Source organism: Microbacterium phycohabitans, from assembly GCF_032464935.1.
GTDB classification, from domain to species: Bacteria; Actinomycetota; Actinomycetes; order Actinomycetales; family Microbacteriaceae; genus Microbacterium; species Microbacterium phycohabitans.
The window spans coordinates 63,586-87,875 of the sequence record NZ_JAWDIT010000002.1 but is presented as its reverse complement, the minus strand read 5'-3'; the positions used below and the strand labels follow the sequence as shown (position 1 = coordinate 87,875).

Here is a 24,290-nt window from a genome sequence, read left to right as displayed (position 1 = left end):
TAGGCTGACCCTCATGACGCCTCCTCCGCCCGGGCGCCGGCGCAGCACGGTGCATGACGTGGCGAAGGCCGCGGGGGTGTCGCGGGGCACGGTGAGCCGCGTCCTCAACGGCGGCTACGTCTCCGATCACGCGCGCGAGGCCATCCAGTCGGCCATCCGCGAGGTCGGCTACGTCCCCAACAACGCCGCTCGCACGCTCGTGCGTCAGCGCACGCAGGCGGTCGGGTTCATCGTGCACGAGCCGCACTCGCTGTTCCTCGAAGACCCCAACATCGGCGGCATCATGCTCGGGGCGAACACCGCCCTGTCGCAGGCCGACTACCAGATGGTGTGCGTCGTCGTCGACACGGATCGCGACACCGACCGCGTCGCGCGCTACCTCAGCGGCGGCTTCGTCGACGGGGCGGTCATCGTCTCGGCTCGTCATCACGACCCCATCACCGACGTCGTCGAGCGTCTCGGGCTCCCGGTCGCCTACGTCGGCCACCCGCCGGGGATCTCGCGGCCCTGGGTGGGCATCGACAACCTCGGCGCGGCACGGGCGATCACCCGCAAGTTGCGCGAGACCGGCCGTCGCCGCATCGGGATGATCGCCGCCGCCCTCGACCGCGACTCCGGCAGCGACCGTCTCGCCGGGTTCCGCGAGGCCCTCGGCCCCGACTTCGACGAGAGCCTCGTCGAACCCGTGCCGCTGTACGCCTTCGCCGACGGCGAGGCGGGAATGCGGCGTCTGCTCGAGCGCGCCCCCGACCTCGACGCCGTCTTCGGAGCGTCGGATGCCGTTGCCGCGGGCGCCGTTCAGGCCCTGCGCGCGGCCGGCCGGCGCGTGCCCGACGACGTCGGCGTCGTGGGCTTCGATGACAGCGCCTGGGCGCTGCGCACGGACCCTCCGCTCAGCACCGTCGACCAGCCCGCGGAGGGGCTGGGTGCGGCCGCCGCCGAGGCCGTGCTGCTTCAGCTGTCGGGCGGGGTCGCCGATGCCGGCGGCATCCTGCTGGACGCTCCGGTGGTCTGGCGCGCCTCGGCGTAGGCCTCTCTCAGACCCGTTCCCCGCTGTGCAAGCGGGCCCCCACGCACCTCGCCGTCACCGCACGCTCAGCTGCCAGGTCGCCGCGCATCCGCCGGGGACGTGCCGCCTCATCGCGCGTCGAGGCGGATGTCAGGGGTGGCGCCCCGACCCGGGGGTGCGCTCAGCCGACCGCCCACGGCATGGGCCGGTCGGCGTCACGGGCGCTGTCGTCGGGGATGTGCGGCAGGGCCTCCCCTCCCGCGCGGATGCAGAGCCACCGCAACTCGCCGGGGCTCTCGGGGAGGGCGCGCCACACGCGCCACACCCCCTGGCCGACGCGGACGACGCTGCCGGGACCGACGTCGACCACGTCGTCGTCGAGACCCATCTGCCCTCGCCCCTCGAGGAAGACGTAGAGCTCCTCGACTCGGCCGTGCGTGTGCCAGTAGCCGGCATCCTCACCGGGCAGGAGGGCGTTCGCGGTCATGCCGATGAACTGCATCGCCAGCTCGTGATCGACCACGCGTCGTCCGTCGCGCGAGCGCTCCGGCACGAACCCGCCGAAGTGCTCGCGCCAGGCGTCCATCGCTCCGATGTCGGTGATCTCGTAGTCGCTCATCGTGTCCCTTTCAGTCGCCGGACGGAGACCCGCGCGAGGTGCCAAGAATCGTCGCTTCGAGACTCCCTAGGCGACGAATTCTGGCACCTCACGCGGGGCTACTCCTCGAGCTGACCGAGCGACGGCGCTGCGACGAAGCGCGCCACGGCCTCGATCGCGTGCTCGAGCTCGAGCACGACGATCTCGTTCGCCCCGGTGCGGGTCGCCGGTCCCGGCACGTAGAGCGTGTTCTGCGGGACGTTGTTCCAGTAGCGGCCGAGGAAGAAGCCGTTGACGAACGCGAAGCCCTTGCCCCACGACGTCGTGTCGAGGAACAGATCCGCGGGCGCCTCGAGGTCGAACGCCCCGCGCAGGAACGCCCGACCGGCCGTCCCCGTGCCGGAGCCCTCGACGGTGTCGAGATCGATCGGCGTGGCGGTCCATCCGGTGAGCGGGGCGCCGTTCACCGTCACCGCGCCGATGAGCCCCTTCGCCTCGCCGAGCCGGTCGGCGTAGTTCACGCGTCCCTGATCCTCGACCAGCACCGTCAGTCGGGCGCCGGCGGGGATCATCAGCGCACGCTCGCGCAGTGCGCGCGAGAGGCGTCCCACGGCGACGCCGTCGACGTGCACCCAGGCGAGGTCGCGCACCTCGTCGAACACCAGTGCCGCGACCCCGGTGAACGACGGCAGGTCGACGTCGTACCGCACGAGGGGGCCGAGGTGGCCCAGCTGCTCGAAGGTGGCGGGGGAGTCGGTGGGGGCCGCATCGGCGGATGCCGGCATCCACTCGCCCTCGCCCGAGAGGGCGACCTCGAACACGGGCGCCTCGGGCCGGGGCGCGGGCACCAGGTCGGGCACGGGCGCGTACTTCGCGATGACCTCGCGGAACGCGTGGAACTTCGCCGTCGGGTGGCCCGACTCGTCGATCGGCGCGTCGTAGTCGTACGAGGTGACGATCGGGTCGAAGCGGCCCTTGTCGTTGGCGCCGTTGGTGGTGCCGAAGTTCGTGCCGCCGTGCACCATGTAGATGTTCACCGAGGCGCCGGCCGCGAGCAGCACGTCGAGATCGTGAGCGGATGCCGCGGGGTCGGTCGTGTGGTGGATGCTGCCCCACCAGTCGAACCAGCCGTCCCAGAACTCGCTGCACATCAGCGGCCCCGTGGTCTGGTGCTCGCGCAGGGTCGCCAGGCGCTCCTCCGAGCGCGATCCGAACGAGCCGGTGAGGTGCAGCTCGGGCAGGCTCCCCGCCTCGAGCATCCAGGGCATGGGCTGGTCGACGGTGGTCAGCGGCACGGTGATGCCGGCCTCCTTGGTCACCCGCACGAGTTCGTGCAGGTACTCCTTGTCGGAGCCGTACGCGCCGTACTCGTTCTCGATCTGCACCAGCACGACGTTGCCGCCGCGGTCGATCTGGCGGGGAGCGACGATCTCGTACACGCGGCGCAGGTACTGCGTCACCGCCTCCACGAACTGCGGCTCCGAGCGACGGATGCCGATCCCGGGCGTCGAGGTGAGCCACACCGGCAGCCCGCCGTTGTGCCATTCCGCGCAGATGTACGGTCCCGGGCGCACGATGGCGTGCAGCCCCTCCGCGGCGATCAGGTCGAGGAATCGACCCAGGTCGTTCCACCCCGTGGCATCCCATTCGCCCTTCACCGGCTCGTGCGCGTTCCACGCGACGTAGGTCTCGATGGTGTTCAGGCCCATCGCCTTGGCCGTGCGGATGCGGTCGGCCCAGTGCTCGGGGTGGATGCGGAAGTAGTGCAGCGTGCCCGAGATGACCTGGTGTGGTCGCCCGTCGAGCAGGAAGTCGGTCTCGCCGATGGTGAAGGTCGTCACGGTGTCTTTCGGGGTCAGTCGGTGAGGCGCGCGGTCAGGCGCACCCAGGCGAGGGCGGGGAGGGTGAAGCGCAGAATGCCGTCCGCACCGGCCTCGAGGGCGAGCGGCGCGGGGGCGACGGGCTCGGCGCCCGCGGAGTTGGTGGTGTGGCGGTCGCCGCCCTCGGGGATCGTGACCACCACCGCCTCGACCTCGGCGACCGGCCCCAGGTCGAGCTCGACCGGGGTGGAGGCGTCCAGGTCGCGGTGGGCGAGGAAGACCGAGACGGCGTCACCGTCGACGGTCGCGACGGCGTCGACCGCGTCGACCTCGCCGTGGCGGGCCGTGTCGATGACGGCGCCCTCGATGCGGGGGAGGACGACGCGACCGGATGCCGCCTTCGCGGTGAGGGCGAACGGGTGGAAGGTGCTCTGGCGCCAGGCCGCACCGCCGCCCGGTTCGGTGCGGATCGGGGCGATGACGTTCACGAGTTGCGCGAGGTTTGCCATCGAGACTCGGTCCGAGCGGCGGATGAGCGTGATGAGCAGGGAGCCGACGACGACCGCGTCGGTCACGGTGTAGTCGTCCTCGATGAGACGCGGGGCCACGGGCCAGTCGCCGGTGAAGACGCGGGGCTTGTCGACCTCGTTCCAGCGGGTCTGGTTCCAGACGTTCCACTCGTCGACGCTGATGCCGATCGTCCCGCCGTCGGGGGTCGTGGCGCCGACCTCGTCGATGATGTCGACGACGTCGGAGATGTAGCGGTCGAGGGCGGCGGAGCTGGCGAGGAAGCTCGCCGGGTCGGCGGGGTCCTCCTCGTAGTAGGCGTGCACCGAGATGTGGTCGACGAGGCCGGCGGTGTGGCGGAGAACGGTGCGCTCCCACTCGCCGAACGTGGGCATCTCGTGGTTCGAGCTGCCGGCGGCGACGAGCTCCACATTCGGATCGATGAAGCGCATCATGCGCGCGGTCTCCGCGGCGAGGCGTCCGTACTCGTCGGCGGTCTTGTGGCCGATCTGCCAGGGCCCGTCCATCTCGTTGCCGAGGCACCAGAGGCGGATGCCGAACGGCTCGTCGCGTCCGTTCGCGCGGCGCCGGTCGCTCAGCGCCGTGCCGGAGGGGTGGTTCGTGTACTCGAGCAAGTCGGCGGCCTCGGCGACGCCGCGCGTGCCCAGGTTCACCGCTTCCATGACCTCGAGGCCCGCGGCATCCGCCCACTCGGCGAACTCGTGCAGACCCACCTGGTTCGTCTCGGTGCTGTGCCACGCGGCGTCCAGTCGCACGGGGCGCTCGTCGCGGGGCCCCACGCCGTCTTCCCACCGGTAGCCCGACACGAAGTTCCCGCCCGGATAGCGCACGACCGTGGCGCCGAGCTCGCGCACGAGCTCGAGCACGTCGGCGCGGAAGCCGGCGGCGTCGGCGCTGTCGTGCCCGGGGGAGTGGATGCCGTCGTACACGCAACGGCCCATGTGCTCGACGAACGAGCCGAACAGGCGGCGGGGAACCGCAGCTCCGGCCGTACGGCGGTCGACGGCGATGCGGGTGGGGGAGGTCATTCGGGTTTCTCCTGGTGGGAAGGGGAAGGGGCGGGCCGCATACGACAGATGCGACCCGCCCCGACGAAGGTGTTACTTGTTGACCGAGAAGCCCTGGTCGTTGCCGTACTGCACGAGCTGGTCCTGCCAGGTCGTCAGACCGGCGTTCAGGTCGCTCTTGTTGGCGTAGGCCTGGCCGACGGTGTCGCTGTAGATGCTGTTGGCGTAGACCTGGAAGGGCAGGTAGCTGAAGCCCTTCACCACGTCGCTCGACGCCTGGGTGAGCACCTGGTTGATCTGCTGTCCGCCGAAGTAGTCCGACGCCTTGTCGACGAAGGCGGGGTCGCTCAGCTGCGCGGTCGTGGAGGGGAAGCCACCCGACTCGGCGAAGATCTGCAGGCTCTCCTCGTCGTTGTTCAGCCACTTCAGGAAGCCGGCCGCGAGAGCGGGGTTCTTGCTCTGCTTGGTCACGGCCTGACCGCCGCCGCCGTTCTCAGCGGTCGCGGGCTGGCCGTCGTAGGTCGGGATGGGGGCCACGGCCCACTTGCCCGCGCCGTCTTCGACGGAGCTCTCGAGCACGCCGGGCATCCAGGCGCCGATCACGAGCGACGCGATCGAGCCGTCGCCGAGGCCCTTGAACCACTCGTCGCTCCAGCTGGGGGTGTCGGAGAGCAGGCCGCCCTCGATGAGACGGTTCCAGTTGTCGGCGAACTTCTTCGATCCGTCGTCCTGCAGGTCGATGGTGACGTTGGTGCCGTCGGCCGAGAAGGGCGTGCCGCCGGCCTGCCAGATCATGCTGGTGGTGAAGCCCGAGTCGCCGGTGTCGGCGGTGATGTACTTGGTCGGGTCGGCCGCGTGCAGCTTCTGCGCCGCGGCGTAGTACTCGTCCCACGTGGTGGGCACGGAGATGCCGTACTGGTCGAAGACGCTCTTGTTGTAGAACAGGGCCATGGGGCCCGAGTCCTGCGGGAGGCCGTAGATCTTGCCGTCGAAGTCGACCGAGCCCCACGGGCCCGACGCGTAGTCGCCCTCGAGGTCGCCGAAGCCGTAGGACGACAGGTCGAGCAGCGAGTCGGAGAGCGCGAACTGCGGGAAGGCGTAGTACTCGATCTGCACGACGTCGGGGGCGCCCGAGCCGGCCTTGATGGCGTTCTGGAGCTTGGTGTACTCCTCGGTGTTGGTGCCCGCGTTGACGTAGTTCACCTTGACGTTGGGGTACTTCTTCTCGAACGCGGCGACCTGCGCCTCGGCCGAGGGGGTCCACGACCAGTACGTGATCTCGCCGCCGGCCTCGAGGGCCTTCTCGATGTCGTCGGCCGAGCCGGCGGCTGCGCCGCCGGCGTTGCCGCCGGAGCACGCGGTGAGCGCGCCGACCGACAGAGCGGTGGCGGCGACGGCGAAGACGGTCCGCCGCACGGCGGAGCCCTTGCGCATGAATGTCATCGGATTCCTCTACTTCGTTGTTGTGGATGTGTTGCGGTTGCAGGTGCGACGTCCCGTGACCGGGACGAGGCGGTGTGGGGGGTCAGCGGATCACTGCTTGACGCTGCCCGCGCTCAGGCCCGATTGCCAGAAGCGCTGCAGCACGAGGAACGCGGCGACGATCGGGATGATCGACAGCAGCGCCCCGGTGATCACGAGGTTGTAGATGGGCTGGGCGCCCACGCCGATGGCCTGCGCGTTCCACTGGTTGAGCCCGACGGTGAGCGGGTACCAGGTGGGGTCGCTGAGCATGATCAACGGCAGGAAGTAGTTGTTCCAGGTCGCCACGACCGCGAACAGCAGCACGGTGACGATGCCCGGCGTGAGCAGGCGGATCGAGATGGTGAAGAACGTGCGGAACTCGCCCGCGCCGTCCATGCGCGCGGCTTCGAGCAGCTCGGTGGGGATCGCGTCGGTCGCGTACACCCAGATCAGGTACAGCCCGAAGGGGCTGATGAGCGAGGGGATGATGATCGCCCAGGGGGTGTTGGTGATGCCGAGCTGGCTGAACAGCAGGAAGGTCGGCACCGCGAGCGCCGTTCCGGGCACGGCGATCGCGCCGAGGACGACGGCGAACACCGCCTTGCGGCCGCGGAAGTTGTACTTGGCCAGACCGTACCCGGCGAGGGTCGCGAGCAGCGTCGCCCCGCCCGCTCCGACGACGACGTAGAGCAGGGTGTTGCCGAGCCAGCGGACGAAGATGCCGTCGCGGTAGGTCAGCGTCTGGGCGATGTTGTCGAACAGGGCGAAGCTGTTGCCGGGGCCGAGGCCGAACGTGGTGAAGAGGTCGGGCTGGGTCTTGGTGGCGTTGATGACGAGCCAGAACAGCGGCACGAGCGTGTACAGCAGGTACAGGCCCATGACGATGCTCAGCACGATCGACTTCTTGCTGTGCGTCGGCGAGGTGCGGGCGAAGCGCGCGCGGCTGCGGCCGGAACGGGGCGTGGTCACGGCGACGGTGTCGGTGCGGGGTGCGGTCGCGGTGGTCATCGCGCCTCCTGACGTGAGCCGCGCAGCTGCACGACGTAGGCGATCACCGCGGTGATGACGCCCATGATGATGGCGATCGTGGCGGCGTAGTTGTACTGCTGGCCGGCGAACGACAGGTTGTAGGCGTACATGTTCGGCGTGAAGAACGTCGAGATCGTGTTCGGCGCCAGCGGCTTGAGGATGTTGGGCTCGTTGAACAGCTGGAAGCTGCCGATGATCGAGAAGATCGTGGCGATGACGATGGCGCCGCGCACCGCGGGGATCTTGATCGAGAAGATCGTGCGCCACGCGCCCGCCCCGTCGATGGATGCCGCTTCGTAGAGCTCGTTCGGAATGGTCTTCAGCGACGAGTAGAAGATCAGCATGTTGTAGCCCACGAACTGCCAGGTGACGATGTTGCCGATCGACAGCAGCATCCACTCGGGCAGGAAGGGCTGCACGAACTGTCCGCCGAGCAGGTCGTTGAGGTTGCGGGTCAGGCCGAACTGATCGCCGTAGATGTAGCCCCACATGAGCACGGCGACGACGGCCGGCACGGCGTAGGGGAGGAAGATGACGATGCGGTAGAAGCCGGCGGCGTGCAGGCGGGCGCTGTCGATCGCGAGGGCCGCGGCCAGCGCCAGCAGCAGCATGACCGGCACCTGCACCACGAGGAACACCGCCACGCGGCCGAAGCCGTCCCAGAACTTGGGGTCGCCGAAGGCGGTGACGTAGTTCTCGAAGCCCACGAAGGCGTTGCCGCCGATGAGCTGGTCGCGGAAGAGGCTCAGGTACACGCTGTACGCCAGCGGAGCCAGGAACACGAGCGCGAAGACGAGGGCGAAGGGGGCGACGAACAGCCAGCCTCTATCGTCGATTCGTGCGCGCCGCTTGCGCCGCGGGGTGCGCAGGGCGGGCGGGGGTGCCGCGGTGGTCGTCATCGTCCGGTGCCTCTTCGTTGGTGCGCATCCCGGCCGGGTCGTCGGGATGTTGACGTAAACATAACCCCCGCGCGCTAAGGTGTCAACGTCAACATCCCGAGGGGGCAGGCATGAGCGAAACGACGACGACGTCGGCCGCGATCCCGACGCGCGAGCGTCGTCGGGAGGTGTCGATGGCCGACGTGGCCGCGGCCGCGGGGGTGTCCGGTCAGACCGTCTCGCGCGTGGCCAACGAGCGCGCGAACGTCGACCCCGAGACGCGGCAGCGCGTGCTCGACGCCATGTCGGCGCTGGGCTATCGCCCCAACAGCGCCGCGCGCGCCCTGCGCTCGGGGCGCTTCCGCAGCATCGGCGTGATTATGTTCTCGCTCAGCTCCTACGGCAACACGCGCACCCTCGACGCCCTCGCGTCGATGGCGGCGGCATCCGGGTACTCGATCACCCTCATCACCGTGCAGTCGGCCTCGCAGTCCGACGTGTCCGGTGCCTTCCTCCGCCTGCGCGAGCACGCCGTCGACGGCATCGTCATCCTGATCGAGACGCACCGCCTCGGTGAGAACGAGCTGTCGATCCCGTCGGGGCTGCCCGTCGTGGTCGTCGACTCCAGCGCCGACTATCCCTACGCGGTGGTCGACAACGATCAGGCTCAGGGGGCGAGGCTCGCGACGGAGCACCTGCTCGACCTCGGCCACGAGACGGTGTGGCACGTGTCGGGGCCCCCGGAGTCATTCGCCGCCGAACGTCGCCGCGACGCCTGGCGCGCCGCCCTCGAGCAGCGTGGATGCCGGGTGCCCGACGTGCAGATCGGCGACTGGACGGCCGAGTCGGGGCACCGCATCGGCCTCGCGCTGGCGGCGAGGCCCGACGTGACGGCCGTCTTCGCGGCCAACGACCAGATGGCGCTCGGCGTCATCCGCGCCCTGCACGAGACGGGGCGCGCCGTGCCCGGCGAGGTCAGTGTCGTCGGCTTCGACGACATGCCCGAGTCGGCGAACTTCTGGCCCCCGCTCACGACCGTCCGCCAGCGCTTCGAGCGCGTGGGCGAGGAGGCGATGACCGCCCTCATCGCCGACATCGAGGGCAGTGGCGGCGAGCACGCGCGCACCCTCGTGCCGACCTCGCTGGTCGTGCGGGCGAGTTCCGGCCCTCGTCGCTGAGGGCGCCCTCGGGGCGTTGTGCCCGTCGAGGCCGTCCGCTAGGTTGAGTGTTGACGTCAACATGTTGACGTCAACATCACCACCTGCGAGGCCGCACTGTGGCGGCCGGATCGGAATGACGATGAAGTCAGCTCGACTGTTGTCGATGACCTGCGCTGTCGCCCTGGCTGCCGGCGGGGTCGCGGCCACGACCGTCGCTCCCGCGGCGCCCGCTGCGGCGGCCACCACATCCACCGTGCGCATCACCCCTAACCCCGCCACGGCGGCGGATCCCTTCGAGGGCTGGGGGACGAGCCTGGTGTGGTTCGCGAACGCGACCGGGAACTACCCGGCCGATGTGCGTCAGAAGCTCTTCGACGCCGTGTTCGGCGAAGAGGGCCTGAACCTCAACATCGCGCGCTACAACATCGGCGGCGGCAACGCCTCCGACGTTCCGGCGTACCTGCGGCCCGGCGGTGCGGTTCCCGGATTCTGGAACCCCGACCTGCCGGCGAGCGACGCCCAGGGCGCCATCACGTCGGACTACGACGACCGCGATCGGTACAAGGCCGCGTGGAACCCGGACGACCCGAACGCCTACGACTTCGACGCAGACTCCGCCCAGCGGTGGTGGATCGATGCGCTCAAGGACAAGGTCACCCACTGGGAGGCGTTCAGCAACTCGCCTCCGTACTTCCTCACCCAGAGCGGCTACGTCTCGGGCGGCATCAACAACGCCACGAGCGAGCAGCTCGCTCCGGCCGACATGGACAAATTCGCCGGGTACCTCGTGAACGTCGTCGATGAGCTCGAGAAGGCCCACGGCATCCAGTTCGACACGATCGACCCGTTCAACGAGCCGAACACGAACTACTGGCAGACCCAGATCCCCAATGGGGCGAAATGGCCCACCGGCGGACGCCAGGAGGGGGCGCACATCGGTCCGCAGGCCCAGGACGCGATGGTGAAGGCGCTCGCCGCTCGCCTCGCCCAGCCGAGCACCACCACCGACGCCGTCATCTCGGCGATGGACGAGACCAACCCCGGGATCTTCGCGTCGAACTGGAACACCTGGTCGGCGCAGTCGAAGAGCCTCGTCGACCAGCTCAACGTGCACACCTACGGCACCAGCGGTCGCCAGGTCGTGCGCGACATCGCCAAGGCCGCCGACAAGCCGCTGTGGATGAGCGAGGTCGAGGGCAACTGGACCGCCGGCGGCTTCACGACCAACGACATCAACAACGGCATCGGAATGGCCGAGCACATCGTGGGCGACCTCCGCGAGCTCGAGCCGAGCGCGTGGGTGTTCTGGCAGCCGGTCGAAGACCTCTACAACATGCAGAAGGTCGAGAACCTCAACTGGGGCAGCGTCTACATCGACTTCGACTGCAACGCCGAGGGGAAGTCGCTCCGCCGCATCGCCGACGGCGAGGCGGACCCGTCGTGCAAGGTGCTGACGAACGAGAAGTACAACACCGTCCGCAACTTCACGCACTACATCCACCCGGGCGACCGACTGATGTCGACCGACAACGCGCAGTCGACCGCCGCGGTCGACGCCGACGGTCAGGGTGCGACGATCGTGCACGTCAACTCCGACGCCTCCGAGAAGACCGTGCAGATCGACCTGAGCGACTTCGGGACGATCGCCCCCGGCGCCACGGTCACCCCCGTCGTGACCACCCAGTCGACGGTCGACGAGCCCACCGTCAACGCGCTCAAGGAGGGCGCGAAGGTGGCGGTCGACCCGACGACCCGTACGGCGACCCTCACCGTGCCGGCGAAGTCGGTCACGACGTTCGTCATCGACGGGGTCTCCGGCGTCTCGGCCGATGCCGCGGCGTTCCGCGACGGCCAGACGGTGCAGCTCTCGGGCCTGCAGAGCGGTCTGGCCCTCGACGCCTCCTCGGGGCTTGCGATCCGCGCCAACGCGACGACGGTCGAGGCTGCGCAGGCGCAGTCGTGGACCGTGCGCACCATCGACGGCGAGGGGACGAACCGCCACCGTTTCACGCTCCAGAACGGAACCGGGAAGTTCCTGGCATCCCGCAACGGAGGCACGGCTCTGGTGGATGCCGACCCGGCCGCGGCCGCGGGCGATCCCGCGACGCAGTGGATGGCGTCGACGATCGACGGCGAGTACTTCTCGTTGTTGAACGTCGCGAGCGAGCGCGTGCTCGACGTCAACCAGGCCAGCACCACCCCCGGCGCGACCGTGGGCCTGTGGACGTCGAACGGCGGCGGAAACCAGCAGTGGAAGATCGCCGGCACCACCATCGTCGGCACCGACCCGGTGTCCGCTGCCACGGCCGTGGACGTGGCGCCAACCCTTCCCTCGACCGTGACGGTCCGGTACGCCGGCGGCATCCAGCGCAGCGCTTCGGTGACCTGGCAGCTCGACGGCGTCGACGTCTCGCGTCCGGGGACGGTCACGGTCCGGGGAACGGGTACCGACCTGTTCGGCGGCGCCTTCGAGGCGACGGCGACGGTCGAGGTCGGTCCCTACACCGCAACGCGTCCCGCCTCGATCACTGTCGCCGCCGGGAGCGCCCTGGACGCGGTCCAGAGTCAGGCCGACACCACGGTGCAGGCCGAGCTCTCCCCGTCGGGTGCGGGCTTCTCCCTCCCCGTGGAATGGAACTGGGACGGTGTGGCGGACTCCGCCTTCGCGCAGCCCGGGACCGTCTCGGTGCCCGGTGTCGCAACCGGCCCCGCCGGTGAGCGTCTCGACGCGAAGCTGACCGTCATCGTCACGGAGGCGGCAGAGAACAACGTCGCCCCGCAGAGCGCACCCTCGGCGACCTACACCGAGTCGGGCTACCCCGTCGGCAACACCATCAATGGCATCACCACCGACAAGGGCTGGTCGAACTGGCGCGGCGGTGCGAAGAACACGCAGGACACCCTGAGCTACGTCCTCGCGAAGCGCGAGACCCTCAGCCACGTGTCGGTGCAGTTCTTCAAGGACGGTGGTTCGCTCAGCTGGCCCACGACCCTGCGCGTCGACCACCGCGTGAGCGGGGGCGACTGGGTGCAGGGCGACGAGGTCGCCGTTCCGACGCCCGCGAACGGTGCGCCGAAGGTCGACGTCCCCGTCACGGGTGCGGCCGACGAGGTGCGGGTGATCCTGAACGCCCGCCCGCAGACGCACATGATCGTCTCGGAGGTCGAGATCTACGCGGCCACGGCCTCGCCCGCCGGCGTCGCCGACCTCGCTCGCCTCACCGTCGGCGACGAGCCCCTGGCGGGCTTCGACCCGAAGGTGTTCGAGTACACCGTCGCCTCGACGGGTTCGGCGTGGCCGCAGCTGCACGCTCTCGCCGTCGACCAGGATGCCGCGGTCGAGATCACCCAGCCCGGTGACGCAGCCGAGACGGCGCGAGCCGCCGGCGGTGTCGGGTCGGTGCGGGTGACGGCGCCCGACGGCACGGAGCAGACCTACACGGTCACGGTCTCGCGCACGGTCGGCGTCGACACGCCCACCCTCACGGGCGAGCCGCGGGTCGGCTCGACGGTCCGGGCGACCGCCGCGACCGATCCGGCGGATGCCACGCTGTCGTTCGCGTGGTTGCGCGACGGCACGGCGATCGACGGCGCCACGGCGGACTCCTACGCGCTGACCGCCGCAGACGAGGGCCGCGACATTTCGGTCGAGGTCACGGCATCCGCTCCGGGGTACACCGCTGCGTCGGCTCGCTCGGCGGCGATCGTGCCCGAGGCGGCTCCGGTCGAACCGGGCACGGGCACCGACCCGGGTACGGGTACGGGCATCGACCCGGGCGCGGGCGCGGGTGCCGGCGGCGGGTCGAACGCGGGTAACGGTTCGAACGCGGGTAACGGGTCGAACGCGGGCTCCGGCTCGTCCGCGGGCTCGGGTACCACGGCGGGCGGCTCGTCCGCGGGCCTCGCGAACACGGGCATGCACGCCGAGGGCCTCGCCGTGACGGGTGCGGGAGCGGTGCTCCTGCTCCTGCTCGGCGGGCTGGTGCTGTGGCGCCGCCGTCGCGGAGCCGGCTCCACGGAGAGCTGACCCCCCCCCAGAACACGCGGCCGCGTCGTTCGCCTCGGAGCGAGCGGCGCGGCCGCGTCATCTGTGCGGGGACCGACGCGGTCAGCGCGGAGCGGGCTCCGGGCGGTGCACGCCCCGCGGGCGGTAGCCCAGCGCGTCCGAGCACTCGAGCAGATCGGCGAGGTACCAGACGATCGCGAGCCACATCTCGGTGCCCTGCAGGCTCGGCTCTCCGGCATCCAGACGGAAGGAGAGGCCCGCCTGCGCGTGCCAGCCGGTGAGCGCGTGTCGCAGCAGATCGTCGGCGAGGGTGCGCACCTCGTCGCGGCGGTATCCCGTGGCGCGCGTCAGCCACAGCGGATGCGCGATGTCGAGCACGGTGCAGGCGTCGCGACGGTCGGGGCGCATCCACCGGTCGTCGCGGGCGTGCCGGAGCACCGTGTCGACGACGGCCTCGGGATGCGAGACGTCGAGGCCGACCTGCGCGACGGTGCCGCGCGCGGCGCGGTAGAACCCGTTGACGAGCAGCCGGAGGTCGCCGTCGACGCCGGGGCGACCCCACATGCCCGTGCCCGGATCGGCGCGGAGGGCGAGCCACCCGAACAGCGCCTCGGCGAATCCCGGGGGGATGGCATCCCGCCGCCGACCGCTCCAGTGCAGGGCCGTGCCGATCGCGTCGACGTGGTGTCCGGCGCGCCAGGGGTCGGTGTCCCACGGCAGGGAGTCGAGTCGCGCGACCAGGCCCGCGGCATCCGCCTCGACGACGTCGGCGAGCGGGTGGGCGAAGCGGCCGCCCAGGAGGTCGAGGGCGTACCCGGCGCTGAGCACGCCGTACGCCGCGTCGGGGTCGTCCCAGAGCGTGGCCGCGTCGGTCGTGAGGCCCGTGGCCGGGCGCTGGTGCGCCGCGATCCGCTCGATCCATCCGGCGCGATCGTCGCCGCGGGGAGGGGCGTCGTGCAGCAGCGCGGAGAGCTCGACCGCGTCGCACAGTGCGCGCAGCGAGGAGGTCGCCCCCGGGTGATCGCGGAAGCCTCCCTCGGCGCCGGCGCGATCGAGGATCGCCGGCAGCTCGTCGCGGGCGCGGTCGGCGAAGCGGGCGAGTTCGGTGCGAAGCGGATCGGCCTCCCGCGCGGGAGGGACGCGCCACCGCAGCATGCGGGCCGGGTTGCCGGCCACGATCGCGCCGGGGGCGACGTCCTTGGTCACCACGGCGCCGGCCGCCAGCACCGCCTGGTCGCCGACCGTGACGCCGTCGAGCACGACGACGTGCGAGCCGATCCATACATCCGACCCGATGCGCACGCCGCGCGAGGTCAGGGGCTGGCGGAACACCTCGGTGCCCGGCTCGAAGGAGTGGTTGAAGCCGATGATCGAGGTGTGTGCGCCGACGCGGACCGCGTCGCCGAGACGCACGTCACCACGCACGACGGCGTAGGGGTTGATCGAGCAGTCCGCGCCGATGCTCACCGTGCCGGTGAGATAGGCGCCGGTGGCGACGTACGAGCGATCGCCGATCGCGAAGGCCTCCGGATCGATGCCGGCGTGCTCCGAGAGGAAGACGTCGTCGCCGATGCGCCACCCGGGATGCGCGCCCGTGAGCGCGGCCAGGTGCGCACGGGCGCGCTCCCGCTCCTCGGGTGGGGCCTCGGCGGCGAACGTCCACGGCGAGAAGTCGCGCGCCGAGGGCGTGCTCATGATCGCGGGGCCGCCGTCGAGGCGCGCACGTTCAACCGCGGGCTCAGCTGCACGCGATGCACGGGACGGTCCGGCTCGGCGATGCGCCGGGCGAGGAGTTCCACGGCGGCCTCGCCGACGCTCGCCCGGGGCGGGCTCACGGCCGTGAGGGCCGGGGTGAACAACTGGGCGACCTCGTCGTCGTACGCGATGATCGACAGGTCGTCGGGCACCGAGATCCCGCGGGTCAAGGCGAGGTCGACGAAGGCCATCGCCTCGGGGTCGGAGTGCACGAGCAGGGCGGTGACGCCGGTGGCGAGCGCCGAGTCGAGGGTCGCGTTGACCACGTCGGAGAAGTCGGGGCTCGTGCGATCGGGCAGGGTCTGCTCGAAGTGGTCGGCGGGAGTGAGGGCGAGCTCCTCGCACGCGGTCTGCCATCCCGCCGCGATCTTGCGCGACGTGGGGGAGTGGCGCGAGAGGATCAGCCCCACCTTGCGGTGGCCCAGGGTCGCGAGGTGCCGCGCCGCGAGCAGCGCTCCGAGCGCGTGATCGGTCGTCACCGATTCCATCGGGATGCCGCCCGCCCCGCGCACGGCGTCGCGCTCGACGAGGACGCTCGGCACCGGGCAGTCGGCCAGCCAGCTCATGACGTCGCCCGCGTGGGCGGTGTCGGTGTTGGGAGCGACGATCAGACCGCGCACGTCGCCGTTCGCGACGAGGCGATCGAGCACGGGCCGCTCGTCCTGCAACTCGTAGGAGGCTCCGCGCAGCAGCATCTTGTAGCCGAGGCGTTGCGCGGCCGTCTCCATGCCGCGCACGACCCCGGGCCAGTAGTACGCGAGGGAGGGGACCAGGACCGCGATCGACCCGGCCTGCGTCTCGTCGGCCGAGGGATGGGCGCGCGTCGGGGTGCTCTCCCCGGCCACGGCGCCGCCGTGCACTCGCCGCAGGACCCCCTCCTTCTCGAGTTGGGCGAGGTCGCGGCGCAGCGTCACGGTGGCGACCCCGAGGTCTTCGGTGAGCTGCGAGATCCGCACGGCGCCGTCGCTGTGCAGAGCGCTCAGGATGTGGGCGCGGCGTTCCGCGGCCAGGGGCTGATGCCCGGTGGTGTCGGTCATGGGAGGTCCTCGATCGGTGTGTCCAGTTCTACCGTGAGCCGGAGCTGAGTGCGGGATGCGAGGGGCAGGGCGAGGCGCGTGAGTCGCTCGCCCCACACCTCGGCGAGCATCGGATCGTCGAGGTCGCGCGCCCGCGCGGTCGCCTCGACGTCGCTCGGCCAGCGCAGACGCACCGGGCGGGCTCCGTCGATCGGCCAGACCCGCGCGCCGTCGGGCTCGAGGTGCACGGTGCCGGCGACGATCAGGTGCACCACGGTGTCGGAGTCGGTGGAGGCGCCGTCGGCGAAGCTCCACGTGTCGAGGATCTCGACGAGGCTCTCCCCGCGGTCGAGTGTCGCGCGCCGCCGCCACGAGGCCAGCCCCGCTCCGGGGTATGCGCCCGCGAGGTCGACGGAGAACGTCGTGCGCTCCTCGGTGATCTCGGCCGCGGCGCCGCGCGCGGCGGCATCCCTCCCCGCCGGTTGCGTGCGCCCGCGCACGACGGGCAGGTTGTGCCATGCGCTCTGCATGGTCCAGATGTCGTAGCGGTCCGGGCCGAAGGTGGCCGCGGTGTAGGTGGGACGACCGGCGTCGACGATCACCGGCACGCCGTCGACGGCGACGAGGAACGAGCCGACGTCGTTGTGGTTGTGGTGCTCGGCGTTGTGACCGCCCTTCGCGACCAGCGCGAGGCCGGCGGCGGAGCCTCCCTCGCCGCGCGCGAGCAGCACCTCGGTCGAGGGCAGCCACACGTCGCGCGGGAGGGGAGGGGAGGCGGGGGATGCCGTCACCCAGGCGGGATCGGTGAGTCCGCGCAGCAGTCGGCCCAGGCCCTCGCGCTCGGTCGCCGCCGGTGATCCCGGATGCCGGTGGCTCGCGGCCAGGGCGGCGGCGTGGTCGTCGCCGTAGCGCCGGGCGGCGCGGTGCAGGGCGTGCCAGGGCTGATCGGCGGGCGGGCGGGCCTGGCCGTCGGCGTGGTTGACGAACCAGTCGCCGCCCAGGTGCGAGCGGTGGGGGAAGGCCACGGTCTCGCGCAGCGAGGCGATGCCCGTCGCGTCGACGGCTCCGGCGGTCGCGTGGGCGAGCACGTCGAGCGCCTCGAGCGCCCGGCACGCGCCGTTCCACCAGTACGCGTAGCCCTCGTCGATCGCGCCGTCCGCGGGCAGGGCGGCGACGTACCGATCGAGCCCTTCGACCGCGAGGCCCACAACCCGGTCGCGCTCCTCCGCGTCGGCGGGGGCGTCGAGCAGGCGCAGGGCCGCGACGATGACGTTGCCGTGGATCCAGGGGTTCCAGTTGTGCACGTCGCCGTCGAGACCGATCCAGTGCCAATCGCGTCGCCGCTGGAACGGGTCGAAGACGCGCACGCGCGCCTCGTGACGGATCCGGGCGCGGACGCCGGGGGCCCGGGAGTCGAGGGCGGACCCGAGCAGGTGGTCGATCCAGGCGAGCTGGGCCACCGCCTCGCCCGCGCCGAGGTCGACGAACGGGTCGGTCACGGTCGCGAGCACCGCCCCGTGCACGCGTCGGGTGTCGTCGTGAGCGGGCCAGCACCACGAGCTCTGTTCGCACAGCAGCACCACTCCGTCGACGACCTCGTCGATCCACCCCTCGTCGAGGGTGACGGCGGCGGCGACGGCGGCGCGGCTGAGACGCCGCTGTCGTTCGAAGGCGGCAGCCTCCCACGCGGTGCGATCGCCGTCGCGGTGCACGCGGGCGGCGTCGGTGGCTCGGGGCTGAGGCCAGGGGGTGGTCCGTTCGGTCGTCGCGCGGGCGAGGATCTCGTCGATACCGACCCCGTCGGCCGTTCCGCCGGCGCGGTCCCACACCGAGCGATCGGACGCCGGGGCGACCGGCAGCGCTCGATCCGGTGGGCGCACCTCAGCGCCGTCGACGATCGCGGCGAGGGGGCCGCGGAACACGGGGGTGGGGAACGGCATCGGTCTCCTTCGGGCGGGGTGCGTCGCTGAAACGATCATAAACGATCATTAAAGTTCAGAAAAGATGTTGTGGTGTTGTTTTCTGATTGATACGCTCGCCAACGTTCACCTCGTGACCCCGGTGGACGGACGGCCTTCGAAGGAGAACCCGTGGCGACTTCCGCTCTTCCCCGCCTCGCCGGTGGGCAGCGCAGCGACTGGCTCGCCGTCGCCGATGCGCTGCTGGACACGGCGATGCGGCAGGCGAGCGACGGTCACGGGCGCATCGTCTTCCCGGGCGACGCGGGCGGGTACGGCGCCGCCGTCGACGGTCTCGAGGGCTTCGCCCGGGTCTTCCTCCTCGCCGGTTTCCGCATCGCGGGAGCGCGCGGGCAGGGCGTCGACGAGCTGATCGCCTTCTTCGCCGAAGGAGTGCGGACGGGGGTCGACCCCGATGCGGCCGACCGCTGGGTGCGGATCGACGAGCACGCTCAGGCCAAGGTCGAGGCGGCATCCCTCGCCCTCGCCCTGGATCTGACGCGGGAGTGGATCTGGGACGCCCTCGACGCACGTACGCGGGATCGGGTCATCGCCTACCTAGCCCCCGTCGTGGGCGACGACACCTACCCGCAGACGAACTGGGTGTGGTTCCGCATCGTCGTGCAGACGTTCCTGCGCTCGGTCGGCGGCCCGTGGTCGGCGGCCGACATCACCGCCGATCTCGCCCGCCACGATTCCTTCGTGCGCGAGGACGGCTGGCTGTCGGACGGCGACGAGCGCGCCTTCGACCACTACGTCGGCTGGGCCCTGCACGTCTACCCCGTGCTCTGGCCCCGCATGACGGGGGCGGCCGAGCTGGCCGACGAGCGTCGCGCCGTCGACGTCGCGCGGCTGGACCGCTTCCTCCTCGACGCCGTGCACCTCGTGGGCGGTGACGGCTCGCCCCTCCTGCAGGGGCGCAGCCTCATCTACCGCTTCGCCGCCGCGGCGCCGTTCTGGGCCGGTGCCATCGCCGGGGTCCCCTCGACCGGTGCGGGACGCCTCCGCCACGCGGCCGGCGCGATCGTCGATCACTTCGTCGCCCGGGGCGCGCCCGACGGCGACCGCGTGCTCACGCTCGGATGGCACCACGAGTGGCCGGCCCTCGCTCAGTCGTACTCGGGTCCCGGCTCGCCCTACTGGGCGGTCAAAGGCCTCATGGGCATCCTGCTGCCCGCCGACCACGACGTCTGGGCCGCCCCTGACGAGCCCCTGCCGATCACGGAGGCCGACGACCTGCGCGCCGTCGCCGCGGCCGGCTGGATCGTGTCGGGAACGCGCGCCGACGGCATCGTGCGCGTCGTGAACCACGGCACCGACAAGGCCCGTCCCGGCGCCCGGACGGCCGACTCCCCGCTGTACGCCCGTATCGGCTACTCCACCGCGACGGCGCCGCTGCTCGACGACCTCGCCTGGAGCGATCCGCTCGAGCAGGCCGTCGCCCTCGTCGACGCCGCGGGCCGTGCCACGCACCGCACGGCGCTCGAGCCGCTCGGCGCGATCGTGCGCGAGGGCGTCGGCATCGCCGCATCGGCATCCGACGTGCACCTCGTCGACATCGCCCCCACCACGCACCGGCACGGTGCCGGCCTCGCGGGCGCGGCGCAGTCCCTCGGACGGATGACGGTGACCTCCCTCGTCCGCGGCGCGTGGGAGGTGCGCATCGCGCGGCTCGACCACGTCGCCCCGGGCGTCGACCTCGACACGCTGCGCGTGCGGATGGGAGGGTGGCCGCTCGCGGGAGCCGAGCCCGCGCACGCCACCTCGACGGGTTCGGCCGAAGCGCGGGTCGACGGCCGGGTGTCCGGCATCCGGGCCCTCACTCCCGAGGCCACCTCGCGCGTGACGATCCGCCGCGGGGCCAGCCCCCTCGGCGACATGGCCGCCATCCCCGTCCTGACCTGGGATGCCGTGGTCGGCGTGCCCTTCGCCGCGCTCGTCGCCCTGACGGGCGACGCGATCGCCGAAGCGGTGGAGCCGCTGTTCGCGGTCGAGGGCGCGGGCGAGGACACCGTCGTCGAGGTGACCTGGCCCGACGGCCGGCGCACGCGCACCCCTCTCACAGACTCCGGAGCCCCGCGCGGGGCGCACCGGCACTCTCGGGCCCGAAGCGGTGCCCGGCACGCAATCGCAAAGGAGCAGCACGCATGAAGCGCAAGATCGTCGTCGCGACCGGGGTGGGCATCGTCGCCGCCCTGTCGCTGACCGCCTGCAGCGGCGGATCGTCGGAGGCCCCCGCCCAGAGCGGCCCCGTCACGCTGTCGATGTCGGGGTGGAGCCTCAGCACCACGCCGGAGTTCCAGGCCCTCGCCGACAAGTTCCACGAGGAGAACCCCGACATCACCGTCGAGGTCAAGGAGTACGACTCCGCCAACTACGACACCCTGATGACGGCCGACCTCGCCGCCGGTTCGGGCCCCGACATCATCACGCAGAAGAACCTCAAGACCTTCATCACCTACCAGGCCGGCGGTCAGCTCGCCGACGTCTCCGATGTCGAGCTGCCCGGCGACATCGGCGGCGCTCAGGCGTTCGAGGTCGACGGCGCCACGTGGGCCGTGCCCTACCGCCAGGACTCCTGGGTGCTGTTCTACAACAAGGACCTCTTCACCCAGGCGGGCGTCGCCGAACCCGACGGGTCGTGGACGTGGGACGACTACGAGAAGGCCGCCGAGCAGCTGACCTCGAAGCTCGGCGCCGCCGGTTCCGCGGCCCTGGGCACCTACCAGCACAGCTGGCAGTCGACGGTGCAGGGCTTCGCGAACGCGCAGTCGCCCGACGTCGACATCCTGGCCGGCGACTACGGGTACCTGAAGCCGTACTACGAGCGATCCCTGGCCCTGCAGTCGGGCGGAGACCAGGTGGAGTACAACACCGTCACCGCCAACAAGCTCACCTACCAGGCCGAGTTCGGCAAGCAGCAGGCCGCGATGATGCCCATGGGCACCTGGTACGTCGCGACCCTCATCGCCCAGCAGGCCAAGGGCGAGGCCGACGCCTTCTCGTGGGGCTTCGCGCCCATCCCGCAGTACGACTCCTCGACCACGGGCGAGTCGAACACCCCCGTCACCTTCGGCGACCCCACGGGCTTCGCGATCAACAAGGCGGCGGATGCCACGAAGCTCGCCGCCGCGAAGAAGTTCCTGGCCTTCGCCGCCGGCGAAGACGGTGCGCAGGTGCTCGCGGGCCTCGGGATCACGCCGGCGCTGACGAGCTCCGCCGTCGCCGACACCTACTTCGCGGTCGCGGGTGCGCCCACCGACGAGCTGTCGACCTTCGCCTGGTCGACGCACGAGACGAAGCAGGAGAACCCCACCTCGGCGAAGACCGCCGCCGTGCAGAACATCCTGCTCGACCTGCACACGGCCGTGATGTCGGGATCGACCTCGATCGACGACGCCATCGCCACCGCGGAGAACCGCGTCAAGAGCGAGGTCGGCGTCGGCTGACCCCGTAGGTCGGTGACCGGCCCGGGTCCTCCCGGGCCGGTCGCCCCTCACGATCTGGAGACAGACACCATGGCGACCATCGCCGAAACGCGCCCCCGGGCGTCGAAGACGGACCCCCGCCCGCCGCGGCGCCGCTCCCGTCTGACGCTGCGCAGCACCCTCATCGGGTGGAGCTTCATCCTCCCCAACTTCCTCGGCTTCGCGGCCCTGACGCTCGTCCCCGTCGTCGTGCTGTTCTACATGTCGATGACGAACTGGAACGTCTTCGGCTCGTCGGCGTTCGTCGGCATCGCGAACTTCCAGCGCCTCATCGGCGACGGCAGCTTCCGCATCGCCCTGCTGAACACGCTCTACTACGCGGCGCTGCACATCCCACTGACCATGGTCGTGGCCCTCGGGCTCGCGCTGCTGCTGAACAACAAGCTGCGCGGGGTGGCCTTCTTCCGCACCGCCGCATTCTTCCCCTACATCACCTCGATCGTGGCGATCGCAGTGGTGTGGAACCTCCTGTTCAGCCCGGAGTACGGGCCGATCAACGAGATCCTGCGCTTCTTCGGGCTGCAGAACCCGCCCGGGTGGCTCACCTCGTCGGAGTGGGCGATGCCGGCCGTGGTCATCATCAGCACCTGGCGCGACATGGGGTACTACATGATCCTGTTCCTCGCGGGGCTGCAGACCGTGCCCCGCGAGCTGCACGAAGCGGCCCGCGTCGACGGGGCGAACGTCTGGCAGCGCTTCGTGAACGTGACCCTGCCGTGCCTGCGTCCGACCACGTTCTTCGTGACCGTGATGCTCACGATCAACTCGTTCAAGATCTTCGACCTCATCCTCGTCATGACGCAGGGCGGCCCCGGACAGTCGACGCTCGTGCTGTCGCAGTTCATCTACCAGAAGGGCTTCCAGGAGAACCAGTTCGGCTACGCCTCCGCGGCATCCATCGTGCTGTTCCTCCTGTGCATCGTCGTGACGCTCGTGCAGTTCTTCATCAACAAGAAGCGGGACGCCTGATGACCGACCTCCTCGTCCCCGACGCCACCCGCACCCTCGTCACCGCGGGGGCCAAGCCGCCGCGCCGTCGCCCGGTCGCCGGCTCCCACCCCGCCCGCCGCATCGGCCGCATCGTCGGCTACGCGGTGATGATCGTCGCGGCCGCGGCCCTGCTGCTGCCCTTCTTCTGGATGATCATGAGCTCGCTCAAGACGCCGAACGACGTCTTCAGCGCCCCCGTGAAGTGGTTCCCCGAGACGTGGGTGTGGAGCAACTACGTCGACATCTGGACGCAGTCCGGCATGCTCACGTGGATCCGCAACACCCTCCTGCTCGCGGTCGTCGTGACCTTCCTGCAGGTGCTGACCGGTTCGTTCGCGGCGTACGGCTTCTCGCGGATGCGCTTCCCCGGCCGCGACGTGCTGTTCCTCGTGTACATCGGCACGATCGCCGTGCCGTGGCAGTCGTACATGATCCCGCAGTTCATCCTGCTGTCGAACCTGAAGGTGTCGAACACCCTGTGGGCGATCATCCTCATCCAGGCCTTCGGCGCGTTCGGGGTCTTCCTGATGAAGCAGTACTACGACACCATCCCCGAGGACCTGTCCGAGGCCGCTCGCCTCGACGGACTCAGCGAGTACGGCATCTGGGCGCGCATCATGCTGCCCCTGTCGGTCCCCGCGATCGCGAGCCTCACCCTGCTGACGTTCGTGAACACCTGGAACGACTACCTCGGTCCGCTCATCTACCTGCGCAACCCCGACCTGTGGACGATCCAGCTGGGCCTGCAGAGCTTCGTCAGCACGCTGTACGACGCCAACTACGCGCTGCTGTTCGCGGGTCTGACGATGTCGGTGGTCCCCATCGCGATCGTGTTCCTCTTCGGTCAGAAGTATTTCGTCGAGGGCATCGCCACGAGCGGGATGAAGGGCTGATCATGCGACGCATCTCCCACGACACCTACGCGAGCGTGTTCTCCACGGTCTACCTCGGGCTCATGGTCAACGTGCTGCTGCTCGTCGGCTGCGCTCCGCTGCTGTTCCTGCTCCTGACCACCGATCCGGCGCTGTCGTGGCCGCTGCTGCTGATCGCCCTCCCGCTGTGCGCCCCCGCTCTCGCCGGAGCCCTCACGACGTTCCGCGCCCACGGGCTGGGGGAGTCCCGCGTCGTCCGCGCCTTCTGGGCGGGGTGGCGCCGCACCGCCGCCAAGGCGCTCCTGATCGGCGCGATCGTCGCCCTCGCCCTCGCGGTCGTCCTGGTCGACGTGCGCGCCGTGTCGGCGGCATCCTGGTCGGTCGTCGTGGTGCCGCTGTGCGCGACGGTGGCGCTGCTCGTCGTGGCCACGGCGCCGATCGCCCTGACCGCACTGGCCGAGGCCCCCGGCACGCCCCTGCGCGTGCTGCTGTCGACGGCCGCCGTGCTCGCGGTGCGCCGCTGGTACCTCAGCGCGGTCACCCTGCTCGTGCTCGTGGGCCAGGCCGTGCTGTTCACCACCTCTCCCGCCCTGGCCCTCGGGCTGACCGCCGCGCCCGCGCTCTACCTGGTGTGGGCCAACGCCCGCTTCAGCCTCCGCCCCGTGCTCCCGGCCGACGCGACCGTCGCCGCCGTCTGAAACGAAGGACCTCC

17 protein-coding genes are annotated in these 24,290 nt (G+C 70.9%); 8 read left to right on the top strand and 9 right to left on the bottom strand.

From position 1 onward, the window contains the following. The first annotated feature begins 13 nt into the window (after window positions 1–13). Entirely contained in the window at window positions 14–1,030 is a 1,017-nt protein-coding gene (locus RWH44_RS04880) for a LacI family DNA-binding transcriptional regulator (protein ID WP_298876003.1), read from the top strand. A 160-nt stretch (window positions 1,031–1,190) separates the two neighbouring features. Here the strand turns inward: RWH44_RS04880 and RWH44_RS04875 are convergent, their stop codons facing one another. The 6 genes from RWH44_RS04875 to RWH44_RS04850 all read right to left on the bottom strand — a co-directional run bounded on the left by RWH44_RS04875 (window position 1,191) and on the right by RWH44_RS04850 (window position 8,354). Beyond that, window positions 1,191–1,628, bottom strand: coding sequence for a cupin domain-containing protein (locus tag RWH44_RS04875; RefSeq protein WP_316003688.1), 438 nt, complete (start codon window positions 1,626–1,628; stop codon window positions 1,191–1,193). Between the two features lie 98 nt (window positions 1,629–1,726). Continuing rightward, the gene (locus RWH44_RS04870) at window positions 1,727–3,448 is read right to left on the bottom strand and encodes a glycoside hydrolase family 35 protein (RefSeq protein ID WP_316003687.1); all 1,722 of its coding nucleotides are present in this window, start codon (window positions 3,446–3,448) and stop codon (window positions 1,727–1,729) included. Window positions 3,449–3,462: 14 nt separating this feature from the next. Next, entirely contained in the window at window positions 3,463–4,983 is a 1,521-nt protein-coding gene (locus RWH44_RS04865) for an alpha-N-arabinofuranosidase (RefSeq protein ID WP_316003686.1), read from the bottom strand. Window positions 4,984–5,055: 72 nt separating this feature from the next. Beyond that, window positions 5,056–6,405, bottom strand: coding sequence for an ABC transporter substrate-binding protein (locus tag RWH44_RS04860; RefSeq protein ID WP_316003685.1), 1,350 nt, complete (start codon window positions 6,403–6,405; stop codon window positions 5,056–5,058). Between the two features lie 90 nt (window positions 6,406–6,495). Then, window positions 6,496–7,434, bottom strand: a complete 939-nt coding sequence (locus RWH44_RS04855; protein WP_298875990.1) for a carbohydrate ABC transporter permease — start codon at window positions 7,432–7,434, stop codon at window positions 6,496–6,498. After that, window positions 7,431–8,354, bottom strand: coding sequence for a carbohydrate ABC transporter permease (locus tag RWH44_RS04850; protein ID WP_298875988.1), 924 nt, complete (start codon window positions 8,352–8,354; stop codon window positions 7,431–7,433). The genes RWH44_RS04855 and RWH44_RS04850 overlap by 4 nt, the downstream gene beginning before the upstream one ends. A gap of 110 nt (window positions 8,355–8,464) precedes the next feature. On the opposite strand from RWH44_RS04850, the gene RWH44_RS04845 reads away from it, so the two are divergent. Further along, the gene (locus RWH44_RS04845; RefSeq protein ID WP_316003684.1) at window positions 8,465–9,511 is read left to right on the top strand and encodes a LacI family DNA-binding transcriptional regulator; all 1,047 of its coding nucleotides are present in this window, start codon (window positions 8,465–8,467) and stop codon (window positions 9,509–9,511) included. Between the two features lie 145 nt (window positions 9,512–9,656). After that, window positions 9,657–13,520, top strand: coding sequence for an RICIN domain-containing protein (locus RWH44_RS04840; protein ID WP_316003683.1), 3,864 nt, complete (start codon window positions 9,657–9,659; stop codon window positions 13,518–13,520). An 81-nt stretch (window positions 13,521–13,601) separates the two neighbouring features. On the opposite strand, the gene RWH44_RS04835 is transcribed toward RWH44_RS04840, so the two are convergent. Genes RWH44_RS04835 through RWH44_RS04825 form a run of 3 tightly spaced genes read right to left on the bottom strand, consistent with a single transcriptional unit; the run spans window position 13,602 to window position 18,210 of the window. Then, window positions 13,602–15,194 carry an acyltransferase gene (locus RWH44_RS04835; protein ID WP_316003682.1) on the bottom strand — a complete coding sequence of 531 codons (1,593 nt, stop codon included), beginning with the start codon at window positions 15,192–15,194 and terminating at the stop codon, window positions 13,602–13,604. Further along, entirely contained in the window at window positions 15,191–16,291 is a 1,101-nt protein-coding gene (locus tag RWH44_RS04830; protein WP_316003681.1) for a substrate-binding domain-containing protein, read from the bottom strand. Before RWH44_RS04830 ends, RWH44_RS04835 begins: the two co-directional genes overlap by 4 nt. Then, window positions 16,288–18,210 (bottom strand): heparinase II/III domain-containing protein, encoded by a 1,923-nt coding sequence (locus tag RWH44_RS04825; protein WP_316003680.1) that lies wholly within the window; start codon window positions 18,208–18,210, stop codon window positions 16,288–16,290. The genes RWH44_RS04830 and RWH44_RS04825 overlap by 4 nt, the downstream gene beginning before the upstream one ends. Window positions 18,211–18,360: 150 nt before the next feature. Between RWH44_RS04825 and RWH44_RS04820 the strand changes: the two genes are divergently transcribed. From RWH44_RS04820 to RWH44_RS04800, 5 genes are all read left to right on the top strand, one after another. Beyond that, on the top strand, window positions 18,361–20,379 hold the full coding sequence (locus RWH44_RS04820; RefSeq protein ID WP_316003679.1) for a DUF2264 domain-containing protein: 2,019 nt from the start codon (window positions 18,361–18,363) through the stop codon (window positions 20,377–20,379). Next, window positions 20,376–21,677, top strand: a complete 1,302-nt coding sequence (locus RWH44_RS04815) for an ABC transporter substrate-binding protein (protein ID WP_316003678.1) — start codon at window positions 20,376–20,378, stop codon at window positions 21,675–21,677. The genes RWH44_RS04820 and RWH44_RS04815 overlap by 4 nt, the downstream gene beginning before the upstream one ends. A 69-nt stretch (window positions 21,678–21,746) precedes the next feature. Further along, window positions 21,747–22,685, top strand: coding sequence for a carbohydrate ABC transporter permease (locus tag RWH44_RS04810; RefSeq protein WP_316003677.1), 939 nt, complete (start codon window positions 21,747–21,749; stop codon window positions 22,683–22,685). Further along, window positions 22,685–23,599 (top strand): carbohydrate ABC transporter permease, encoded by a 915-nt coding sequence (locus RWH44_RS04805; RefSeq protein ID WP_298875968.1) that lies wholly within the window; start codon window positions 22,685–22,687, stop codon window positions 23,597–23,599. The genes RWH44_RS04810 and RWH44_RS04805 overlap by 1 nt, the downstream gene beginning before the upstream one ends. A gap of 2 nt (window positions 23,600–23,601) precedes the next feature. Next, window positions 23,602–24,276 (top strand): DUF624 domain-containing protein, encoded by a 675-nt coding sequence (locus tag RWH44_RS04800; RefSeq protein ID WP_316003676.1) that lies wholly within the window; start codon window positions 23,602–23,604, stop codon window positions 24,274–24,276. Window positions 24,277–24,290 lie beyond the last annotated feature (14 nt).